17 protein-coding genes are annotated in these 19,934 nt (G+C 63.7%); 12 read left to right on the top strand and 5 right to left on the bottom strand.

Translation table 11 applies throughout. The features are described 5' to 3' along the window. Window positions 1-7: 7 nt before the first annotated feature. The 3 genes from B0G57_RS18045 to B0G57_RS18055 form a co-directional block, all read right to left on the bottom strand. Window positions 8-703 carry an ABC transporter ATP-binding protein gene (locus B0G57_RS18045; RefSeq protein WP_018444367.1) on the bottom strand — a complete coding sequence of 232 codons (696 nt, stop codon included), beginning with the start codon at window positions 701-703 and terminating at the stop codon, window positions 8-10. An 87-nt stretch (window positions 704-790) separates the two neighbouring features. Continuing rightward, window positions 791-2,044 carry an efflux RND transporter periplasmic adaptor subunit gene (locus B0G57_RS18050; RefSeq protein ID WP_018444368.1) on the bottom strand — a complete coding sequence of 418 codons (1,254 nt, stop codon included), beginning with the start codon at window positions 2,042-2,044 and terminating at the stop codon, window positions 791-793. Between the two features lie 62 nt (window positions 2,045-2,106). Beyond that, on the bottom strand, window positions 2,107-3,660 hold the full coding sequence (locus tag B0G57_RS18055) for an efflux transporter outer membrane subunit (RefSeq protein WP_018444369.1): 1,554 nt from the start codon (window positions 3,658-3,660) through the stop codon (window positions 2,107-2,109). A 152-nt stretch (window positions 3,661-3,812) separates the two neighbouring features. On the opposite strand from B0G57_RS18055, the gene B0G57_RS32155 reads away from it, so the two are divergent. The 5 genes from B0G57_RS32155 to B0G57_RS18075 all read left to right on the top strand — a co-directional run bounded on the left by B0G57_RS32155 (window position 3,813) and on the right by B0G57_RS18075 (window position 9,664). Then, window positions 3,813-4,196, top strand: a complete 384-nt coding sequence (locus tag B0G57_RS32155) for a chemotaxis protein CheB (RefSeq protein ID WP_262984473.1) — start codon at window positions 3,813-3,815, stop codon at window positions 4,194-4,196. Continuing rightward, entirely contained in the window at window positions 4,160-4,804 is a 645-nt protein-coding gene (locus tag B0G57_RS18060; protein ID WP_262984472.1) for a chemotaxis protein CheB, read from the top strand. The genes B0G57_RS32155 and B0G57_RS18060 overlap by 37 nt, the downstream gene beginning before the upstream one ends. Before the next feature lie 49 nt (window positions 4,805-4,853). Next, on the top strand, window positions 4,854-8,561 hold the full coding sequence (locus tag B0G57_RS18065) for a CheR family methyltransferase (RefSeq protein ID WP_026230364.1): 3,708 nt from the start codon (window positions 4,854-4,856) through the stop codon (window positions 8,559-8,561). A 213-nt stretch (window positions 8,562-8,774) separates the two neighbouring features. Beyond that, window positions 8,775-8,972 (top strand): hypothetical protein, encoded by a 198-nt coding sequence (locus B0G57_RS18070; RefSeq protein ID WP_018444371.1) that lies wholly within the window; start codon window positions 8,775-8,777, stop codon window positions 8,970-8,972. 164 nt (window positions 8,973-9,136) lie between these two features. Further along, window positions 9,137-9,664: an Mpo1 family 2-hydroxy fatty acid dioxygenase gene (locus tag B0G57_RS18075; protein WP_026230365.1), complete on the top strand. Its 528-nt coding sequence runs from the start codon at window positions 9,137-9,139 to the stop codon at window positions 9,662-9,664. A 161-nt stretch (window positions 9,665-9,825) separates the two neighbouring features. Here the strand turns inward: B0G57_RS18075 and B0G57_RS18080 are convergent, their stop codons facing one another. Further along, window positions 9,826-10,122, bottom strand: a complete 297-nt coding sequence (locus B0G57_RS18080; protein ID WP_020566613.1) for an acylphosphatase — start codon at window positions 10,120-10,122, stop codon at window positions 9,826-9,828. A gap of 176 nt (window positions 10,123-10,298) precedes the next feature. Between B0G57_RS18080 and B0G57_RS18085 the strand changes: the two genes are divergently transcribed. The 3 genes from B0G57_RS18085 (at window position 10,299) to B0G57_RS18095 (ending at window position 13,891) form a co-directional block, all read left to right on the top strand. Further along, complete coding sequence (locus B0G57_RS18085) at window positions 10,299-12,116, top strand: putative bifunctional diguanylate cyclase/phosphodiesterase (protein WP_146013384.1); 1,818 nt, start codon at window positions 10,299-10,301, stop codon at window positions 12,114-12,116. 129 nt (window positions 12,117-12,245) lie between these two features. Further along, window positions 12,246-13,256: a hopanoid-associated sugar epimerase gene (gene hpnA / locus B0G57_RS18090; RefSeq protein ID WP_018444376.1), complete on the top strand. Its 1,011-nt coding sequence runs from the start codon at window positions 12,246-12,248 to the stop codon at window positions 13,254-13,256. 134 nt (window positions 13,257-13,390) lie between these two features. Then, complete coding sequence (locus B0G57_RS18095) at window positions 13,391-13,891, top strand: hypothetical protein (RefSeq protein WP_018444377.1); 501 nt, start codon at window positions 13,391-13,393, stop codon at window positions 13,889-13,891. Between the two features lie 100 nt (window positions 13,892-13,991). On the opposite strand, the gene B0G57_RS18100 is transcribed toward B0G57_RS18095, so the two are convergent. Continuing rightward, a complete protein-coding gene (locus B0G57_RS18100; protein ID WP_018444378.1) occupies window positions 13,992-15,167 on the bottom strand; it encodes a glycosyltransferase in 1,176 nt (391 codons plus the stop codon). Window positions 15,168-15,599: 432 nt separating this feature from the next. On the opposite strand from B0G57_RS18100, the gene ispH reads away from it, so the two are divergent. The 4 genes from ispH to B0G57_RS18120 all read left to right on the top strand — a co-directional run bounded on the left by ispH (window position 15,600) and on the right by B0G57_RS18120 (window position 19,894). Continuing rightward, window positions 15,600-16,538 (top strand): 4-hydroxy-3-methylbut-2-enyl diphosphate reductase, encoded by a 939-nt coding sequence (ispH, locus tag B0G57_RS18105; protein WP_018444380.1) that lies wholly within the window; start codon window positions 15,600-15,602, stop codon window positions 16,536-16,538. A gap of 16 nt (window positions 16,539-16,554) precedes the next feature. Continuing rightward, window positions 16,555-17,706 (top strand): adenosyl-hopene transferase HpnH, encoded by a 1,152-nt coding sequence (gene hpnH, locus B0G57_RS18110; protein WP_020566614.1) that lies wholly within the window; start codon window positions 16,555-16,557, stop codon window positions 17,704-17,706. 107 nt (window positions 17,707-17,813) lie between these two features. After that, window positions 17,814-19,250, top strand: a complete 1,437-nt coding sequence (locus tag B0G57_RS18115; RefSeq protein ID WP_018444382.1) for a cache domain-containing protein — start codon at window positions 17,814-17,816, stop codon at window positions 19,248-19,250. After that, window positions 19,247-19,894 carry a response regulator gene (locus B0G57_RS18120; protein ID WP_018444383.1) on the top strand — a complete coding sequence of 216 codons (648 nt, stop codon included), beginning with the start codon at window positions 19,247-19,249 and terminating at the stop codon, window positions 19,892-19,894. Before B0G57_RS18115 ends, B0G57_RS18120 begins: the two co-directional genes overlap by 4 nt. Window positions 19,895-19,934 lie beyond the last annotated feature (40 nt).

Consider the following 19,934-nt stretch of genomic DNA (forward strand, 5'->3'; position numbering starts at 1 on the left):
CCTCGTGTCACGCCTCGGTCTTTAGGGGCTCCTCGACAAGCCTGCCCTTGTCGAGATGCAGCGTATGCGTCGCGAAATCGGCTGCTTTCTGGTCGTGCGTGACCATCACGATCGATTTGCCGTAATCCCGGTTCAACACCTGCAGTAAATGGAGGATCTCATCGGCCGTGGCCCGATCGAGATCGCCGGTCGGCTCGTCGCAAACGAGCAGCTTGGGGTCGGAGACGAGCGCACGCGCAATCGCAACGCGTTGCGCCTGCCCCCCGGAAAGCTCGGCCGGCTTGTGCTTTATGCGGTCCTCGAGCCCGACCACCGACAGCGCGACTTGCACGTTGCGCTTGCGTTCCTGGCGATTCAACGACGTGAGCAGCAGCGGCAGCTCGACGTTACGCTCGGCGCTCAGCATCGGCATCAAGTTGTAGAACTGGAAGACGAATCCGACGTTGTTCGCGCGCCAGCGCGCAAGCCGGCTGCCCCTCAGTCGATCGATCCGCTCGCCCGCCACGACGACTTCGCCCGAGCTCGGATGATCGATGCCGCCGATCAGATTGAGCACGGTTGTTTTGCCTGACCCGGACGGCCCCATCAATGCGACGAAGTCCCCTTCGTCGACCTCGAGATTCAGGTGGTGCAGGACCTCGACGGTCTGCTTGCCCCGCGTATAGGTTTTGACGACGTTCTGCAGAGAAACGATTGCGCTCATGAGTGCTCCTCGTCGAGGTGTTCGAGCGGTCCCGCATCCTGATCGCAGCGAGTGCCCTGTCCCGCAAGTTGAGAACGAACTTAGCGCTTAGCGCTCCACGACCTTCACGTGCACGCCGTCGGCAAGCTTCGAGAAATCGCCGATAGCAACGCGCTCGCCGGGCGCCAGTCCGGACAACACCGTCTGGCCGTCGTCGTTGCGCGCGCCCAGCTTGACTACGCGCCGCTCTACCGTGTCGTCGTGCAGCACGAACACGACACCGGCGTTCTGCCCCGCATCGGCGCTTTGCCGTACAGCTTCGGGCGGTAACACGACGCCTGCCTCAGAGGAGCCGCCGGCCGACTTGCCAGCTTCGCCGAGAAACGATACGCGCGCGCCCATCTCGGGAAGAATACGCGAATCGCGCGACTTGAAACCGACGCGCACTTTCACCGTCGCCTTGCTGCGATCGGCCGTGGGTATCACGGCGATCACGTACGCCGGAATCTGCCAATCAGGATAGGCGTTCAGCTTCAATACGGCGGGTTCGTTAGCATGAACGCGACCGATGAAGTTTTCGCTTACGTCGACCTCGACTTCGAGCGAATCCATGTCGACGAGCGTGCAAATGCCGGTGCGCGTAAAGCCGCCGCCGGCCGACAACGGCGACACGATTTCGCCGGGCTGCGCGTTCTTCGTCGTGACGACACCCGTAAAAGGCGCACGAACGATGGTGTCGTCTTCTTCGCGCTGCGCGACCGCGAGCGCTGCCCGGCGCACGGCCAGGTTGCCCTGCGCCACCGCCAAGTCCGTTTGCTTCGCATCGTAGTCGGCTTTGCTCGAATCGAGCGCCTCCTTGCTGATCACACCCGCCGCGGCGAGCTGCTGATTCCGTCGATAAATCGGCACAATGTCGTCGGCGGCCGCCTTCGCCTGTGCAAGCGTCGCTTCCGCTTGCGTGACGCCGGCCTTCGCCTGCAAAAGTGCCGCCGCCGCGTTCGTGTCGTCGAGCTTCGCCACGATCTCGTTTTCCTTGACGTGCTGGCCCTCTTCGATGAAGACTTGATCGAGCTTGCCGGTGATTTTGGCCGACACGGTCGCCTGCCGGCGTGCCACGACATAACCCGATGCATCGAGTATCGACGCGCCCGCCGTGCCAGTGCCCGTCGAGACGGGCCGCGCGATCGCGAGTTTCACCTGCGGTACGCCCGAGCGAAGCCAGACGAGCGAGCCGGCCCCGGCCACGATCAGCAAAGCGATGATTCCAGCCATCCACCACCGGCGGCGAAGACCCGTTTCTTCAGGCGCACGTTTGTCGCGATCGATGCGCAATTGCCGCAGCAAGTCCGACTTGTCGGTCATGTTGGCTTCCGGTTTCGAATAGTCGTTTGTATCTTCCGCATCTGCTGTGTCTTCAATGTCTTCTATTGCCGCGACGGGGGTGGCAGCGACCGTTGCGCGCCGCCGTTCGCGCCCCTCTCCCAATCGCCGCCGAGCGCGAGAAAGAGCGCGGCGGTGTCTTGATAGCGCGCCGCCAACGCCTGCACGTAGGCGATGCGCGATCGATCGTACTGCTGCTGCGCAACAAGCAGATCGAGATTGTTGGCCCCGCCGAGGCCGAACCGCTGCTCGATCAGATGCAGGCTGTCGGCGGCGGCCCGCTGCGCCCGGTATTGCGCGTTCAGCGTTTGCGCGTCGTTGTCGAGCGCGCGCAGCGTGTCGGCAACGTTCTTGAAGGCGAGCAGCACCGTCTGCCGGTATTGGGCGAGAGATTGATCGTAGAGCGCAATGGCCGCGCGCCGCTTCGCATTCAATGCACCGCCTTGAAACAGCGGTTGCGCGAGGTTGCCTGCCAGAGAAAACACCGAATTCGACAGCAGCGATCCGAGCGATTGAGCCGAGTCCCCATAGCTCGCGGAGAGGCCGAACTGCGGCAACATGTTGGCCGTCGCGACGCCGATTTGCGCGCTTGCCTGATGCAGTTGCGCTTGCGCGCGGCGAATGTCGGGCCGTTGTCGCACGATGTCGGAGGGCAGCATCACCGGTATGTCGCGCGGCAGGCGCAGCGAGGCGAGGTCGAACCCTGTTTCGCCGTATTCGGCCGGCGGCTTGCCGAGATAGACGGCCAATTGGCTGCGCGCCATCGCCAGTTGCTGCCGCAAGGGCGGCAATGTGGCCTCGAGCGTCGCGAGATTCGATTCGGCCGAGAGGACGTCCGAGCGCGCCGCGCCGCCGAGCTCGAACTGCTTGCGGCTCAAATCGACTTGATGCTGCGCCGATGCGATGAGTCCGTCGGTCGCATCGATCTGCGCGCGCAGCGACGCTTCGAGTAGCGCCGTGGTCACGACGTTGGCCGCGAGCGTCTGATAGGTCGCCTGCAGTTCTTCGCGCTGAGCCTCGCGCGCGGCCTCTTGCGCTTCGATGCCGCGCCGCACGCCGCCAAATACATCGAAGTTGTACGACAGATTGACCGATGCGTTGTAGAGGGTGAAGACGAAACTGCCCGCTTGCGGAAAACCTTCGGTCGCGCCGTTGATCTTCTGCCGGGTCGCGTTGAAGCTGCCGCTCAATGAGGGAAAGAGCGCGCCGCGTTGCGCGACGACTTGCTGCTCGGCGGCGCGCAACGCAGCTTGCGCCGATGCGACGTTCGGATTGTTGCGCAATGCCTCCTCGACGAGACGGTCGAGCTCGGGCGAGCCATAGGCCGTCCACCAGCGCGAATCGAGCCCCACGTCGGGCCGGAAAGCCTGCGCTTCGCCGCCGGGCACGGGAGTGGCTCGCGTTTCATCAGGAAGCGGCTCTTCGGTGACGTCACGCGCGAGCGGCGGCGCCGGTGGCTTGAAGTCGGGCCCTACCGCGCATGCCGTGAGGAGCGCCGCAATGGCAAACGCCGATCCCGTTCGGTACGGCCATGCCCCGCCACGGCCCTCGGCCGGCGTCAGGCACGATTCGCAACGCTCGCTTTCATTGTTATCCATATCCGAGGTCGAAGAGCTATTCGACGTCTGCCTCTTGTGAAGGTGACGACTGAAATGCGGCACCGAGTATAACGCGCCTTTCGGTGACGCAACGTGACGGAACCGCCGCGGGAACAGGCCTTGCTCGACTTGAACACGGGGGTAAGGGGCACGTGTTGGAACCGCGCAAAAGCAGGGATACGATCGTTCTGGGTACATCGTCTGGCGGTGTCGACGCGCTATGCGCGATTGCCAAGCGGCTGCCGGCGAATTTGCCAGCCGCGGTGCTGGTCGTTCTGCATATCGGCAGCAACGACAGCATCTTGCCCTCGATGCTCCAGAAAGTGGGCCCGTTGCGCGCCGATCACGCACGCGACGGCGAGCCGCTCGAGACCGGAAGAATTTATGTGGCACCCCCGGATCGGCACCTCATCTCACCGACGGTGTGGCAAAAACGGTTCGGGGTCCGAAGGAAAACTTCGCCCGGCCGGCTATCGATCCGCTATTCAGAAGTGCCGCCGTGGCAAGAGGCGCGCGTGTCATCGCGGCGATTTTGACTGGCCAGCTCGACGACGGCACGGCAGGCTTCGCCGCTGTGCGGGCGTGCGGTGGGCTGACGATCGCGCAAGACCCTGAAGATGCATTCGCGCCCGAGATGCCACGCAACGCGATGCGCTATACGCCGCCGGATTACATTCTTGCGGCGAACGAAATCGGAGCGATGCTCGGCGCGCTGGCCGGCAGCCCGGTACCGGAATCCGTGCCTCCGTGTCCGGCTGGCCTCATTGCGGAGAACCATGCGGTCCTCGCACCCGAATCGATCGACAAGATGCCGGATAAAGTCGCTCAGCCTTCATCGCTGACCTGTCCCGAATGCGGCGGAACGTTATGGCGAATGCACGAAGCGGGGCCTCCGCGTTATCGCTGCCATACCGGGCATGCGTTCAGCCTCGAAAGCCTCGGTGCCGCGACGGATCAAGTCGTCGAAGGCGCGATCTCGGAGGCGCTGCGCGTGCTGCATGAAAAGAGTGCACAAAGCAAGCTTCGCGCCGCGTATCATAGTCGTTTAGGTGAGACCGTTGACGCCGAACGCCGCCTCAGCGAGGCGCGCCGTGCCGAAGCATCGGCACGAACGCTGGAGAAGCTTCTGCGCGGCGAGGAGTGAGTTGCCGGTTCCGGTCGAGCCGCCGATATCCTCGATCGATCAACAGACAATGCGCAAACAGAGTGGTGGCAAGCCGCCTAGCAGGTTGCCTTTTCCCGTAGTAGGTCTCGGTGCTTCCGCCGGCGGCATCGAAGCGCTAAAGGTGTTTCTCGAGGCGCTACCCGCACGCACCGGGGCTGCGTTCGTGGTGGTCCTGCATCTTTCGCCTGAACATTCGAGCAACCTGAGCGCCGTGCTGCAGCCGCTCACCGAAATGCCCGTCCGTCAGGTGACGGAAACCGTCACGATCGAGCCGAACCATGTCTACGTCATCGCGCCGGCATTGGGGATGACGATGTCGGACGACGAGCTGCATGTCGAGAAAAAGGAAACGACGGACGTCTACGCCACCTCCATCGACCTCTTTTTCCGCTCGCTCGCCGCGGCGCATCGCGAACGGGCGGTCGGCATCGTGCTTTCGGGCGCCGGCTCCGACGGATCCGTCGGCATCACGCGCATCAAGGAGCTCGGGGGAATTACGCTCGCGCAAGCGCCCGCCGAGGCGGAACATAGCAGCATGCCGCACGCGGCTATCGCGACGGGCATGATCGACTTCACGCTGCCGGCCAGCGAAATGCCGCAGCGTCTGCTCGACTTCTGGAAGAACGCAAAGCAGATCCGGCTTCCGGCCGAGCCGGAAGGAGCCGACGAGGACAGCGAGACGAATCGCGCGTTCTCCGAAAGTAATGAACGAGCGTTGCGCGAGATCATGATCATCTTGCGTACGCGCACCGCTCACGACTTCCGGCATTACAAGCGCGCCACCGTCCTGCGCCGGATCGAGCGGCGCTTGCAAGTGAACGGCTTCACCGATTTGCAGCAGTACCGCGATTACCTCCACGTGCATCCCGAGGAAACGGCCGCGCTGCTGCAGGATATGCTCATCAGCGTGACTAACTTTTTCCGCGATAAGGAAGCCTACGAGGCGCTGCGCAAAGAGGTGCTGCCGATCGTCTTTCGCAATCGCACGGCCGAGGAACCGGTACGCGTCTGGGCGGCGGGATGCGCGACGGGGGAAGAAGCCTATTCGATCGCCATGCTGCTGCAGGAGGCGTCGGCGCAGACATCGGAACATGTGCCGTTCCAGGTGTTCGCCACAGACATCGACGAACGCGCGATCAATATCGCGCGGGACGGCCTTTATCCCGAATCGATCGCCGCCGACGTCGACGCCGTGCGCATGAAGCAATTCTTCTCCAAGGAAGGGGCGCATTTCCGGATCAAGAAAGAACTCCGCGAGCGCGTGCTGTTCGCATTGCATAACGTGCTCAGCGATCCGCCGTTCTCACGGCTCGATCTCGTCTGCTGCCGCAATCTGCTCATCTATCTGGATCGCGAAGCGCAGATCGACATCCTGCGCACGTTCCACTTCGCGTTGCGGCCCGGCGGTCATCTCTTCCTGGGCACATCTGAGGCGGCCGATACGGTCGGCGGTCTTTTTGCCGTCGTCGACAAAAAGGCGCGCATCTTCCGCGCGAACGTCGCTGTCCGTACGGACACCCCTTTGCCGATCGCGGCATCGGGTGCGCACGGCGTGCGCCCCACCTTGTCGGTGCTGCAGCCGCCGGGCAAGCGCAAGTTCTCGTTCGGCGACCTCCATCAGCGGCTCGTCGAGCAATACGCGCCGCCGAGCGTACTCGTGAACCGGGACTCGGAGATCGTCCATTTGTCCGACCGCGCGGGCCGGTTCCTTCATTACGCTGGAGGCGAGCCGTCGCACAACATTCTTGCGGCGGTGAGACCCGAGCTCAGGCTCGAGCTCAGGACCGCCATCTATCAGGCGTTGCAGACGCAACACAGCGTCGAGGCGCGACGCGTGCGGATGGACCGAGAGGGGCGATCTTTCTTCGTCAATATGATCGCGCGGCCCGTTCATGACGACGAAGCGAATGCCGACTTCATCCTCGTTCTCTTCGACGAAGTCGAGGACAGCATGGTCGGCTCGAACGGTGCACAAGCGGACGATCAGCACGATCCGATCATCGCCCAGCTCGAGCGCGAACTGCAGCGGACGAAAGAGCAGTTGCAGGCGACGATCGAGCAGTCCGAGACGTCGACAGAGGAACTCAAGGCCTCGAACGAGGAGTTGCAGGCGATCAACGAAGAGCTGCGTTCCGCGACCGAGGAGCTCGAGACAAGCAAGGAGGAGTTGCAGTCCATCAACGAGGAACTGACGACCGTCAACGCCGAGCTCAAAGCAAAAGTGGAAGAAACGAGCAAGATCAACGACGATCTGCAAAACCTCATCACGGCCAACGACATCGGCACGATCTTCGTCGACCGCAACATGAGGATCAAGCGCTTCACGCCACGGGCGACGGACGTTTTCAGCATCATCTCGTCCGACGTCGGACGCTCGCTGCTCGACATCACGCACCGGCTCGAATACGACAGGCTCGCCGACGATGCCGCCGAGGCGTTCGATTCGCTGCGCCTCATCGAACGCGAATTGAAAAGCACTGACGGGCGGTGGTATCTCGCGCGCTTCCTGCCCTATCGCACGACGGAGGACCGCATCGACGGCGCCGTGCTCTCGTTCGTCGACATCACCTCGCGCCGCGCCGCCGAGGAGCAGCTACGCGAGGCGGGGCAAGCAGGCCTCGACGAAGTCGAGCGCCGCCGCGATGAGTTTCTCGCCGTTGTTTCGCATGAGCTCAAGCATCCGCTCAATCTGATCAGCGCCAGCGCCGAGCTGATCGCGCGCGCGCCCGATGCGCGGCAGAACAGCGCGATTTCGCGTGCTGCGAACACGATACGACGTACTGTCATGGGGCAAGCGCAGATTATCGACGACCTGCTCGACATGTCGCGGCTGCGCACGGGCAAGCTCTCGATCACGCGCAGCGCCGTCGATCTGAAGGAAGTCGTTCAGCGCATCTCGCACACCGTGCAGGAAGAGGCACAACGCAACAACATCGATTTCCGACTTTCCTTGCCTGACGAGCCAGTCGCGATCAATGCGGACCTCACGCGCATCGAGCAGGTCGTCTGGAATCTCGTCAGCAATGCGATGAAATTCACGGATGCCAACGGCAAGATCTCCGTCGAGCTCACGCTCGATGAGCACGCGGCAAGACTTTCCGTCAGCGATAACGGCATCGGCATTGATGCGAGCATGCTCCCGCAAATTTTCAACATGTTCCAGCAAGGCCGCACGAATACGGCGGCCAAGCGCGGCGGACTCGGCATCGGCCTTTCTCTCGTCAAGGAGCTCGTTGCCGTGCATGGCGGGCGAGTGGACGCGCACTCCGATGGCCTCGGTCTCGGCGCAACGTTCACCGTGGAGTTGCCGCGCATCGTCGGCGCGGCAGCCGACGCCGGCGGCGCCGCGTACCCGTCTACGTTCCTCAACGGCGCGGAAATCCTGCTCGTCGACGACGACACTGAAACGGTCGAGACCTTCAAGCTGCTGCTCGAAATGGAGGGCGCGAGTGTCGCCGTCGCGACAAACGGCGAGCAGGCGCTCGAGATGCTCGACAGCACACCGCCGTCATTGATCTTGTCCGATCTCGGCATGCCCGGCATGAGCGGATTCGAGTTTATCGAGGCCGTGAGGCGGCGCCCCGAGTTGGCCCATGTCAAGGCGGTCGCGTTGAGCGGCTTCGGAAGGCAAGGGGATGTGGAAGACGCGCTGCATGCAGGCTTCGACGCGCATCTCACGAAGCCGGTCATGCTCGACGCGCTGCTGAGCACCATTGCTCGGCTGCGCGCCCGATGACGAGAGGCGCGGCTGCCCCATAAAAACGCCCGGCTGTTTGTAGGACGAGGCTGACATAGGTACCACCTGGCCTACGGAAGGTTCAGTGCCGTCTGATTTCCAAAACATGACGGGCGGCCGATACTGCAGACATGGAGATCTGATTATCCGTTGATTGGGCAGCAAGGCAGCAACGGATGACAGCACCATACCACTGCGCCAAGGAGAGCCGCGATGAGCCACGATCCGAATCTCGATCATGCGACCGACGCCGACCACGTCCTGGCGCTCGCGCGGAGCGCCGGGCTGCTGGTTACGCTCGACGGCCAGATCGGACGAGAGAAATATCAAAGCATCGCCGGCTCGTTGACCGCGTTCATGCGCTTCGTCGATGCGTTGCGCACGAATTTGACGGACGGCGCCGCGGCTTGATGGGCGGGACTGCAAGTAGCGTCGCGTCGAGCGCTCATTGCCGCGGCGATTCTCGACTCCTTATTCACCGAAGAAAACATTCAATCGCTTGAAATCGCCGTGCGATTCATGCGATGGTGCGGTCATCGACAATCATCCCGCGCTTGGCTCGAAGCGCCGTCGAAATGAAAACCCTGACCGACCAGCTTTCGCACTACGCTGCGTACCACCGGGATCGCCGCAACATCGCCACGCATTTCATCGGCATTCCGATGATCGTGCTCGCGGTGGCAATACTGCTGAGCCGCCCTTCATCGACCTTCGGCGTGCTGCCGTTCGTCGTCTCGCCGGCTTGGGCACTGTTCATCGGAGCGACGCTTTATTACCTGCGGCTCGACATTTCGCTGGGCCTCGCCATGGCGGCATTCTCGGCCGTCTGCGTTTCGATCGGCGAATGGGCTGCACATCGCTCGTTCGCGCTCTGGCTCGCCTCGGGCACGGCGCTCTTCGTCGTCGGCTGGGTCTTTCAGTTCGTCGGCCATGCCGCCTATGAGCACAGGAAGCCCGCGTTCGCCGACGACCTGATCGGTCTTCTGATCGGCCCGCTTTTCGTGCTCGCCGAAGCATTGTTCGGGCTCGGATGGAGGCCCGGACTGCGTGCCGCGATCGAAAAGCATAGCGACCCGACTGTCATCAATGCGCGGCGCGGGTGAGTCAATTGCGATTCGCGAAGTGAACGCGAGCAAACCCGCACGGCGACGCGGTCAGAGAAGCCCGCATTCGCGGTGCAATGCCTCACGGTGTGGGCAAGCGTGCTTCGCGGCACACCTCAGCGCAATGTCATCGTATTGACACGCAAATGCGAGTGAGTCGTTCAATGCTGCTCGAAACGGGCAAAACGCTTCTCCACTGCCCGCTCTTCACTCGCGAAATCAGTCACGCGCGCCGCGGGCGGACCACGGCGCAGCCATTCCAGCATTCGGTCGACTTGATTGGCGGACCCTTGCACCATCGCCTCCACGGATCCGTCGGGGAGGTTCGCCACCCAGCCTGTAATGCCGAGCTCGTGGGCACGTCGCACCGTAGCGTGCCGGAACCCGACGCCTTGCACGGCACCGCGCAGATGCACATAGTAAGTTTCGATCCTCGTATTCAAATCGGGGGCTGTCATAGCCAACGCTCCAATGCTTTCGCTCCAAGCGGGCATTTTAGACGCCGTCGACGCCCGCGGTCGGCAACCGGGCGATTCATGCACGCGCAAAACATCTAAAGAATGCCGACGCGAGCGCCGTTAATGCACTGATTGCGTAAGCGCGATCACTCATTAACGCGAGAGGAGACCCTACGGTGAGTCAGCGACGCCGCGCAGCAAACGTAAAGATCAGTCGCGAGAAAGTCGTCGGTCGGCGCCTGGAGGCACGAGCTCGCGCCCCTTTCGCCAGCGAACAAGGGGGCGCGTTCTTTCGCCGCTATTTCGAAGGCCATCCCCTCCCGATGCTGGTCTACGATGTTGCGACCCGCACCGTCGCCGCCGCAAACAAGGCGGCGATGCGCCTATATGGCTACTCGCGTGAAGAGTTCGCTGGCTTGCCGATCACCGAACTGCGTCCGCCCGAAGATCGCGCGCCCTTTCTCGAAGACTTCGATGTGCTCGTTTCCCGCGATGGGCCGGCCAGCGGTACAAGGGGCGTGCGCCGGCATATCCGCAAGGACGGCACGCGGTTCAGCGTCGAGCCCACGTATCACATGATGAGGTACGCAGGCCGCCGCGGCTGTTTCGTCGTCGTCATCGACGTCACCGAAAAAGAGCACTCGCGCGAATTGCTGAGCCGGCAGGCCGACGTGGACTCGCTTACGTCGTTGCCGAACCGCAAACGTTTCAATGAACGGCTCGAACAGGCGATCGACGACGCGCGACGCAACAATACGGGCGTGGCGCTCGTGTTCATGGACGTCGATCACTTCAAGGACGTCAACGACAGCTTGGGGCATGGCGTCGGAGACCGTCTGCTTCAGGAGATTGCCTCGCGGCTCTCGTCATGCGTCGGCCCGTCCGATACCGTCGCGCGCTATGGCGGCGACGAGTTTGTCATGGTCGTGCTCGAAAACGGCGCAAATAGCGATAGTGTGGCTGGCGGTGCTTGCCAATGCGACCGTCAGAGCGAGGTCATCGCGCACGTCATGCGCGTGTTCGCTGCTCCCATCGCGATCGACGATACAGAGTTCCATGTCGAAACGAGCATCGGGGTCGCCTGCTTCCCTGCCGACGGCGACGATGCCGAGACCTTGCTGCGCCGCGCCGATCTCGCGATGTTCCGCGCTAAATCCAACGGGCGCAACGGTCTGCAGCGCTTCACGCCCGCGCTCGGCAAGCAGGCGGACGAAAGGCTTTCGCTTTCGCGACGCATGCGCGTCGCACTTTCGAACGGCGAATTCAGACTCGAGTATCAACCGCAGGTCGATCTGCAAACACACCGCGTGACCGGCGTCGAAGCGCTGCTGCGCTGGCACGATGCTGAGCACGGCTCCGTCAGTCCGGCCACGTTCATTCCGATCGCGGAGGAAAATGGACTCATCGCGCCGATCGGCGAATGGGTCGTGCAACAGGCCTGCTTTCAAGCACAGGCGTGGCAGGAAAGCCTGCCTGGCTTGCGCATGTCGGTCAATCTGTCGCCCCGTCAGCTCGCGCGTGGCGACATCGTGTGCGTGATTCAACGCGCGTTAGCGCGCGCGCAACTCGCGCCGCAGCTACTCGAAGTCGAGATCACGGAAGGCGCGCTCCTCAATGCCGGGTCAGCGGAACTCCTCGAAGCGCTGCGCGCGATGAACGTCGACATCGCTATCGACGATTTCGGCACCGGCTATTCGAGTCTCTCCCGGCTGCGCCGATTCCGGGCCGAGCGCCTGAAGCTCGACATGTCGTTCGTGCGCGGCATCGGCGTGCATCGCGAAGACGAGGTCATTGCGCGGGCCATTCTGTCGCTCGGTCATGCCCTCGGCTTCAGCGTCGTCGCGGAGGGCGTCGAGACCGACCTGCAGCTCGCGTTCTTGCGCCGCCACGGTTGCGACGTCGTGCAGGGTTACCGCTTCGCTCGACCGATGCCCGCGGTGGACGCGTACACGTTCATCCACCGCTTCAACGCGGGCTCGCTCGTGCCAAGCTGAAACACCGCTCTCGTTCCCGCTTCCTACCAACGCCGTCCGCGTCCGCGTTTAGAATCGCAACACGCTTGGAATGGCCAGCGATGCGATAGGTGCGTCGCATCGGTTTGCAACGAATAAGGAACCCCTCAGATGACCGCCACATCACGCGATCTCGTGCTCGTCACGGGCGCATCGGGCTTCGTCGGCTCGGCCGTCGCACGCGCAGCGCTCGAGCGCGGCTTCGCCGTGCGCGTGCTGGTGCGCGCGACGAGCCCGCGCACGAACCTCGAATCGCTCGATGCGCAAGTCGTCGTCGGCGATATGCGCGACGAGGCCTCTATGCGAGTTGCCTTGCGCGGCGTGCGCTATCTGCTTCATGTGGCCGCGGATTACCGCCTCTGGGCGCCGAACCCGAGCGAGATCGAGCGCGCGAACCTCGAAGGCGCCGAGGCGACGATGCGGGCCGCACTCGCCGAAGGCGTGGAGCGCATCGTCTACACGAGCAGCGTCGCCACTTTGAAAGTCACGAGCGAAGGCCGCGTCGCGGACGAAACGATGCCGCTCGCGCCGGAGCAAGCCATCGGCGTCTATAAACGCAGCAAAGTGCTCGCCGAGCGCGCCGTCGAGCGCATGATCGCCGAAAAGCAGCTGCCGGCCGTCATCGTCAATCCGTCCACGCCGATCGGTCCGCGCGACGTGCGGCCGACGCCGACCGGACGCATCATCGTCGAAGCGGCGCTCGGCAAGATTCCGGCATTCGTCGATACGGGACTCAATCTCGTGCACGTCGACGACGTCGCCGCGGGCCATTTGCTCGCGCTCGAGCGCGGGCGCATCGGCGAGCGCTACATTCTAGGCGGCGAAAACCTGCCGCTGCAGCAAATGCTCGCCGACATCGCAACGCGAACCGGCCGCAAACCGCCCACCATCAGCCTGCCGCGCTTGCCGCTCTATCCGATCGCATTCGGCGCCGAATGCGTCGCCAAGCTCACGAAGCGCGAACCGTTCGTGACCATCGACGGACTCAAGATGGCGAAGAACAAGATGTATTTCAGCTCGGCAAAGGCAGAGCGCGAGCTGGGGTATCGCTCTCGCCCCTATCGGGAAGGGCTGCACGACGCGCTCGACTGGTTCCGCGAGGCCGGCTATTTGAAAGCTTGAGGCAAAGGGATAGAGGCGCAGGCGCGAGCGAAGGCCGGCCTCGTGCATTTTGTTACAACCTTGATCGGGATGGCGCGGGAAATGCGTCCGCGCGCCGTTAAAATCGCGGACTCTTCTCGCGAACGAGAACGCGCATGAACCTTCACGAACAGATCGGGGCGCTGGAAGCAAGCATCGATCAGATCAATGAGCTCAACCGGGCCGCGCAAGCGGCGCTCGCGGCGGCCGCACAGCGTGAACCCGAGAAGGCCGACGCGGCCGACTCGCCGGCCCAAACGCCCGAAATCCCCGAAACGCGGGGCACTAGCGACGATAAACCTACGCTGCGCGTTGGCCGGCCATCGCAAAACGAATTGACGCTCACGATCGGCTCGCAGAGCGTCACGCTGCGTCCCGAGCAGATCGGTCAACTCGTCGAAGAGCTCGCCAATGCGCGAGCATCGATGTTGCCCGAGGTCCCGACGACGATTGCGCAGGGATGGCAATTCGTCTCGACCAAGAACCCGATCGTCGCCGTGCAAAAACAGGCGAATGGCGACCGGTTGCTCGTCGCTCGCCACACCGGGCACGGCTGGGTGCCATTTACGTTCTCGCCCGATATGGTCATCCAGCTCTACATGATGCTGTCGAAATAGCAGCCGCGGCTCGCCTTCTCTTTCATTCGCCCGCCTCTGCCGCATCGCTTGGGCCTTCGCGGCGGTGGGGCGAGCCATGAAGCAACCCCTCAATGCAACGTCAACGATCTTGCACGGGCGCCTGCACGCGTGCCTTCCATTGGCCGCCCTTGCCGCGCCAATAGCGGATGGCGGACGCCAACGTCGCCCCGACGTAAAAGAGCGCGACAAGCGGCAGCGCCGGCGCCCAGTACGGCGAACGCCCGTAATAACGAAGCATCGGCGTGTAGGCGCAGCACATCGCGGCCCACGCGATCCAGGCGGGCCACCCCGGCGCGCCGAGCAACAGCGCGACGACGGGGGGCACAAGATAGATCACTGTCATGCCCGCGAGCGTGCCCGCGAGCAGCCACGGCGAATAGCGCAGCTGCGTGAAAGCCGTGCGCGCGATCATGTTCCAGATCTCGCGCGGGCTATCGTACGGACGCAGCGAGACGCTCTCGGCCGCGACGTCGAGCCGAATCGCATGGCCGCCCGAGCCGCGATGCTTGATGCGCGCCGCAAGGCTGCAATCGTCGATGAGTTCCGCGCGGATCGATTCGATCCCGCCGGCCTCCTCGAGCGCCGAACGCTTCACGAGCATGCATCCGCCCGCCGCGGCGGCCGTCTTGTTGCGCGCATCGTTGACCCAGGCGAACGGATACAGCTTCGCGAAGAAGAACACGAACGCGGGGATCAGCGCTTTTTCCCAGAACGAGTCGCAGCGCAGCCGCACCATCAGCGAGACCAGGTCGCGCTCTTCGTTCGTTGCGCGCGCAACGAGTTGCGTCACGGCGTCGGTCGGATGGCCGATATCGGCGTCGGTCAGCAACAAGTAGTCGGCTTCGAGACCGAGCGAGGCCGCTGCCGCGATGCCTTGCGATTGCGCCCACACTTTGCCCGACCATCCCGCGGGCAGGGGCTTCGCCGCCACGACGCTGAGCCGCTCGGCGCGCCCGAGCGCGAGCGCCACGGCGCGCGCCGCATCGGCCGTGCCATCGGTGCTGTGATCGTCGACGACGATCACATGGAAGCGGCCCGCGTAGTCCTGGGCGAGCAGCGATGCCAGCGCGTCGCCGATCACGTCGGCTTCGTTGCGCGCGGGAACGACCGCCACGACGGCGGGCCACGTTAGTCTCGACTCGAAGACGACGGGCACCGGCGGCCGCGCGCGCCAGAAGCCGCCGCGCGCGAACAGCAGCACGCACCAGATGATGAGTGAGACGAGCGACACGCTGAAAAGCAGGGTCGTCACCATACCCGCGTCCTCGCCGGCATGAACAACGCATCGCGGCCGCCGGCGCGCGAATGCTCGGAGCAATCGAAGTTGATCGTGCTGACCAGGGAACAGAACGAAAGGGATGAGCGCATCCGGTAATGAGAATGTAAGGTTGACGGCGAGACCGGTAGTTTAATGGGGTTTACCGGGAAGGCGGCGGGAGCGCGCCGGCGCCCGCTTCGCCGCTCATGGGCACGCGCAATGCGCAAGCACAATAGAAGCGCCATTGCCCTGCCTGCAACGCTCGAAAGGCGCTTTGAAGCGCTTGCGGCCCGATCGCGATAGAATGCGCGTTTGGATTCAGTCTGCCGGCTTCACGCCCGCTTTTAATAATAGTTGGATCAGGGCGATCAACGAGCCGCAACAAGTCGGCTTATTCGATACCCCGATCCAGTCGGAGTTCGCCAGAACATGCGAGTCATCCTTGCTCAGCCGCGCGGTTTTTGTGCGGGAGTCGTCCGCGCGATCGAGATCGTCGATCGCGCGTTGCAGCGGCACGGCGCACCCGTCTACGTGCGCCATGAGATAGTGCACAACCGGCACGTCGTCGAGAATCTGCGCAGCAAGGGAGCGCGTTTCGTCGAAGAGCTCAACGAAGTGCCGCACGGGGCCGTGACCGTGTTCAGCGCGCATGGCGTCGCTCAAAGCGTCGAGCGCGACGCGCAAGAGCGCGGCCTCGACGTGCTCGATGCCACCTGCCCGCTCGTGACGAAAGTCCATGTGCAGGGGCGCCAGTACGTGGCCGCCGGCCGCACGCTGATCCTGATCGGTCATGCCGGGCACCCCGAAGTCGAAGGCACGATCGGCCAGATTCCAGGCGAAGTGCTGCTCGTGCAGAGCGAAGCGGAAGTCGCGCAACTCGAGCTGCCCGACGATACGCCGCTTGCCTACGTCACGCAGACGACCCTCTCGGTCGACGACACGCGCGGCATCATCGATGCGCTCATGCGGCGCTTCTCGGACATCGTCGGTCCCGACACGCGCGACATCTGCTACGCGACGCAAAACCGCCAGGCGGCGGTGCGCGAGTTGAGCGCGCATGTCGATGTGCTGCTGGTCGTCGGTGCGACGAACAGCTCGAACTCGAACCGGCTGCGCGAGATCGGCGCCGAAAGCGGCGTGCCCAGCTATCTCGTCGCGGACGGTTCCGAAGTGAAGCGCGAATGGTTCGCCAATGCGCAGACCGTCGGCATCACGGCGGGCGCGTCGGCGCCTGAGGAAATGGTCGAAAACGTCATCGACGCGCTACGCGCGCTCGGTCCCGTCGAAGTCGAGACGATGGCCGGCCGCGAAGAGAAAGTCGAATTCAAGCTGCCGTCGAAGCTCGCCGAGCCCGTCGCTGCACGATAAGTTCAAGGAGGACGCTTTGTCGATCCCACTGTTGCAGAAAGTCCGTGTCGGCGCCTATATCGCGCGCCAACACTTCTCGGGTAATAAACGCTATCCGCTCGCGCTGATGCTCGAGCCGCTCTTTCGCTGCAACCTGGCATGCAATGGCTGCGGCAAGATCGATTACCCGGACCCAATCCTGAATCAGCGCCTTTCCGTCGAAGAGTGCCTCGGCGCCGTCGATGAGTGTGGCGCGCCCGTCGTCTCGATCGCGGGCGGTGAGCCGCTGCTGCACAAGGAGATGCCCGAGATCGTGCGCGGCATCATCAAGCGCAAGCGCTTCGTCTATCTCTGCACGAACGCGCTGCTGATGGAAAAGAAGATGGACGACTACGAGCCGAGCCCGTACTTCGTCTGGTCGGTCCATCTCGATGGCGACAAGGCGATGCACGACCACTCGGTGTCGCAGGACGGTGTCTACGACAAGGCTGTCGCCGCGATTCGCGAAGCCAAGCGCCGCGGCTTCCGCGTCAACATCAACTGCACGCTCTTCAACGATGCGCAGCCGGAGCGCGTCGCGGCATTCTTCGATACGCTGCACCCGATGGGCGTCGATGGCATCACCGTCTCGCCGGGCTACGCCTATGAGCGCGCGCCGGACCAGCAGCACTTCCTCAATCGCGACAAGACGAAGCAGCTCTTCCGCGAGATCTTCAAGCGCGGCGCACGCGGCAAGAACTGGTCGTTCAGCCAGTCGGCGCTGTTCCTCGACTTCCTGGCCGGCAACCAAACCTACCATTGCACGCCGTGGGGCAATCCCGCGCGTACCGTGTTCGGTTGGCAGCGGCCCTGCTATCTCGTCGGCGAAGGCTATGCCAAGACGTTCAGGGAACTGATGGAAGAGACCGACTGGGACGCTTACGGAACCGGCAACTACGAAAAGTGCGCCGATTGCATGGTGCATAGCGGATTCGAAGCGACGGCCGTGATGGATACGGTCGCGCATCCGCTGAAGGCGCTCGGCGTCAGCATGCGCGGGCCGAAGATCGAAGGGGCATTCGCGAAGGACATCCCGCTCGACAAGCAACGTCCGGCCGAATATGTCTTCTCGCGCCACGTCGAAATTAAGCTCGAGGAAATCAAGCGCTCGGGCGGCGCGAACAAGACGCGGACGGCTGCCGCGCACTGAGCGGCTGATTTCGGCAGTCCACTCGTTCGAATGATCGAAGAAAGCGCGGCGAAGCGATTCGTCGCGCTTTCGCTTTGAAGGGGCTTAAGGCGCGGCAGTCCGTCGACATGAAGCTCAAGACCAAAATCTTTCTGCTTGCGATTGTGCCGTTCCTCGTTGCCATCGCGGGAATCGGCATCGGCGTGCGCCTGCAGGCGACAGCGCTTGCAAAGGCGCAGCATGCGAGCGTCGAAGCGGCCTACATGTCGAGCAAGCAACTCGAGCTCAAGCACTATGTCGAGCTGGCGACCAGCGCCATCGCGCCGCTTTACGCGGCGAGCGCCGATACCGCGAGCGACGATGCGGCGCTGCGTCGCCAGGCGCTGGCCGTGCTCGAGAAGATGGATTTCGGCCCCGACGGCTACTTCTTCGTCTACGACATGCACGGCAATTCGCTGATGCATCCGCGCGAACCCGATCTCGTCGGCCGCAATCTGTGGTCGTTGCGCGACCCCGAAGGAGCGCTCCCGATTCAGGAGCTCATCGCGGCCGCGGCGAGAGGCGGCGGCTACGTACGCTACGTCTGGCATCGGCCGTCGACGAACCAGCTCGAAGCGAAGCTCGGCTATGTGGTGCCGCTGCCGCGCTGGGGCTGGATGATGGGCACGGGCATCTATCTGGACGGCGTCCATGAAGCGCTCGCGCACATCGACGAAAGCGCGTCCTCGAATATCGGCCGGACGCTGACGTGGATCGGCGCCATCGCCTTGGCCGGCTTCGTCGTCATCGCCGCTTGCGCGCTGATCATCAACGTCACCGAGCATCGCAGCGCCGACGCGAAGTTGAAGCGGCTCGCGCGGCAGGTCGTCGAATCGCAGGAGGAGGAGCGCGCGCGGCTTTCGCGAGAGTTGCACGACGGCATCTGCCAGAAGATGGTGTCGGTCAAGCTGCTGCTCGAATCGGCGCTGGCGCGTCTCGAATCGGCCGGTGGGCGCAATGCGCGAGTGCCGAGCGCGGAAGCGGCGCTTTCGACGGGCCTAGCCCGCCTCTCGGACGCATTGCGCGAGGTACGCGGCATCTCGCATGCGCTGCGCCCGGCGATGCTCGACGATCTCGGCCTTGCCGCCGCGCTGGAGCAACTGGCGCACGAGCTCGGCGACGAGACAGGCCTCGAAGTCGTATTCACGCGCCACGCGCACGGACCCGCGCGCATGCTGCCCGATGCGCTCAACACTGCGCTCTTCAGAATCGCGCAAGAAGCGCTGACGAACATCGTGCACCATGCACATGCCGCGCATGCGACGCTCGAGCTTCGTCTATCCGAACATGCGGTGACCCTTTCGATCACCGACGACGGTTGCGGTTTCGACATCGAGCGCGTGCAGGCAGACGCGCGCCGTGGCATCGGCCTGCGCAATATGCGCGAGCGCCTCGACGCGCTCGGTGGTACGCTCTTGCTCGCATCACAGCCGGGCCGCACCGTCGTCACCGCGCATGTGCCGCTCGCGAGCAGCATCGAACCAGACGCGCCTATCCAACCGGAGCAACAGGCTCGCAGCGCATGAGTACGCCCGCACCCGCCCCTCGTCCCGCCAAAATTATCCTCGTCGATGACCATCCGCTCGTACGGGACGGCCTGCGCCTGCGCCTCGAAGGCGTGCCGGGGCTCGAAGTCGCCGGCGAAGCGGGCAATGCGGACGAGGCGCTCGCGCTTGCCGAGAAGCTCGGCCCCGACCTCGCGCTGATGGACGTCGGCATGAACGGCATGAACGGCATTGCGCTCGCCGGCATCTTTCATGAGCGCTTTCCGGCGGTGCGAGTCCTGATGCTATCGATGCACGACAACATCGAGTATGTGACGCAAGCCGTGCGCGCAGGTGCGAGCGGCTATGTGCTCAAGGACTCGCCTGCCACCGAAATCGTTCACGCGATAGCGGCCGTTCTCGAGAACCGGACGTTCTTCAGTGCGGACATCGCGGCGCGAATGATTCAGGCGAGCGGACTGCAGACGCCTGCCGAGCGGCTGACGCCGCGCGAGCTCGAAATCCTCGATGCGCTCGCCGACGGCTTGTCGAGCAAGCAGATCGCCGAGCGTTACGGGCTATCCGTGCGGACCGTGGAGACGCACCGGCTCAATCTCAAGCGCAAGCTCGATATCGAAGGCCAGGCGGAGCTGATCAAGTTTGCCGTGGAGCGACGGCATCGCTGAAGGGGCCGGCGCCGGGCGATCCGGCGCCAAAGGCGTTAGC

This window comes from Trinickia symbiotica (genome assembly GCF_002934455.1).
GTDB lineage: Bacteria > Pseudomonadota > Gammaproteobacteria > Burkholderiales > Burkholderiaceae > Trinickia > Trinickia symbiotica.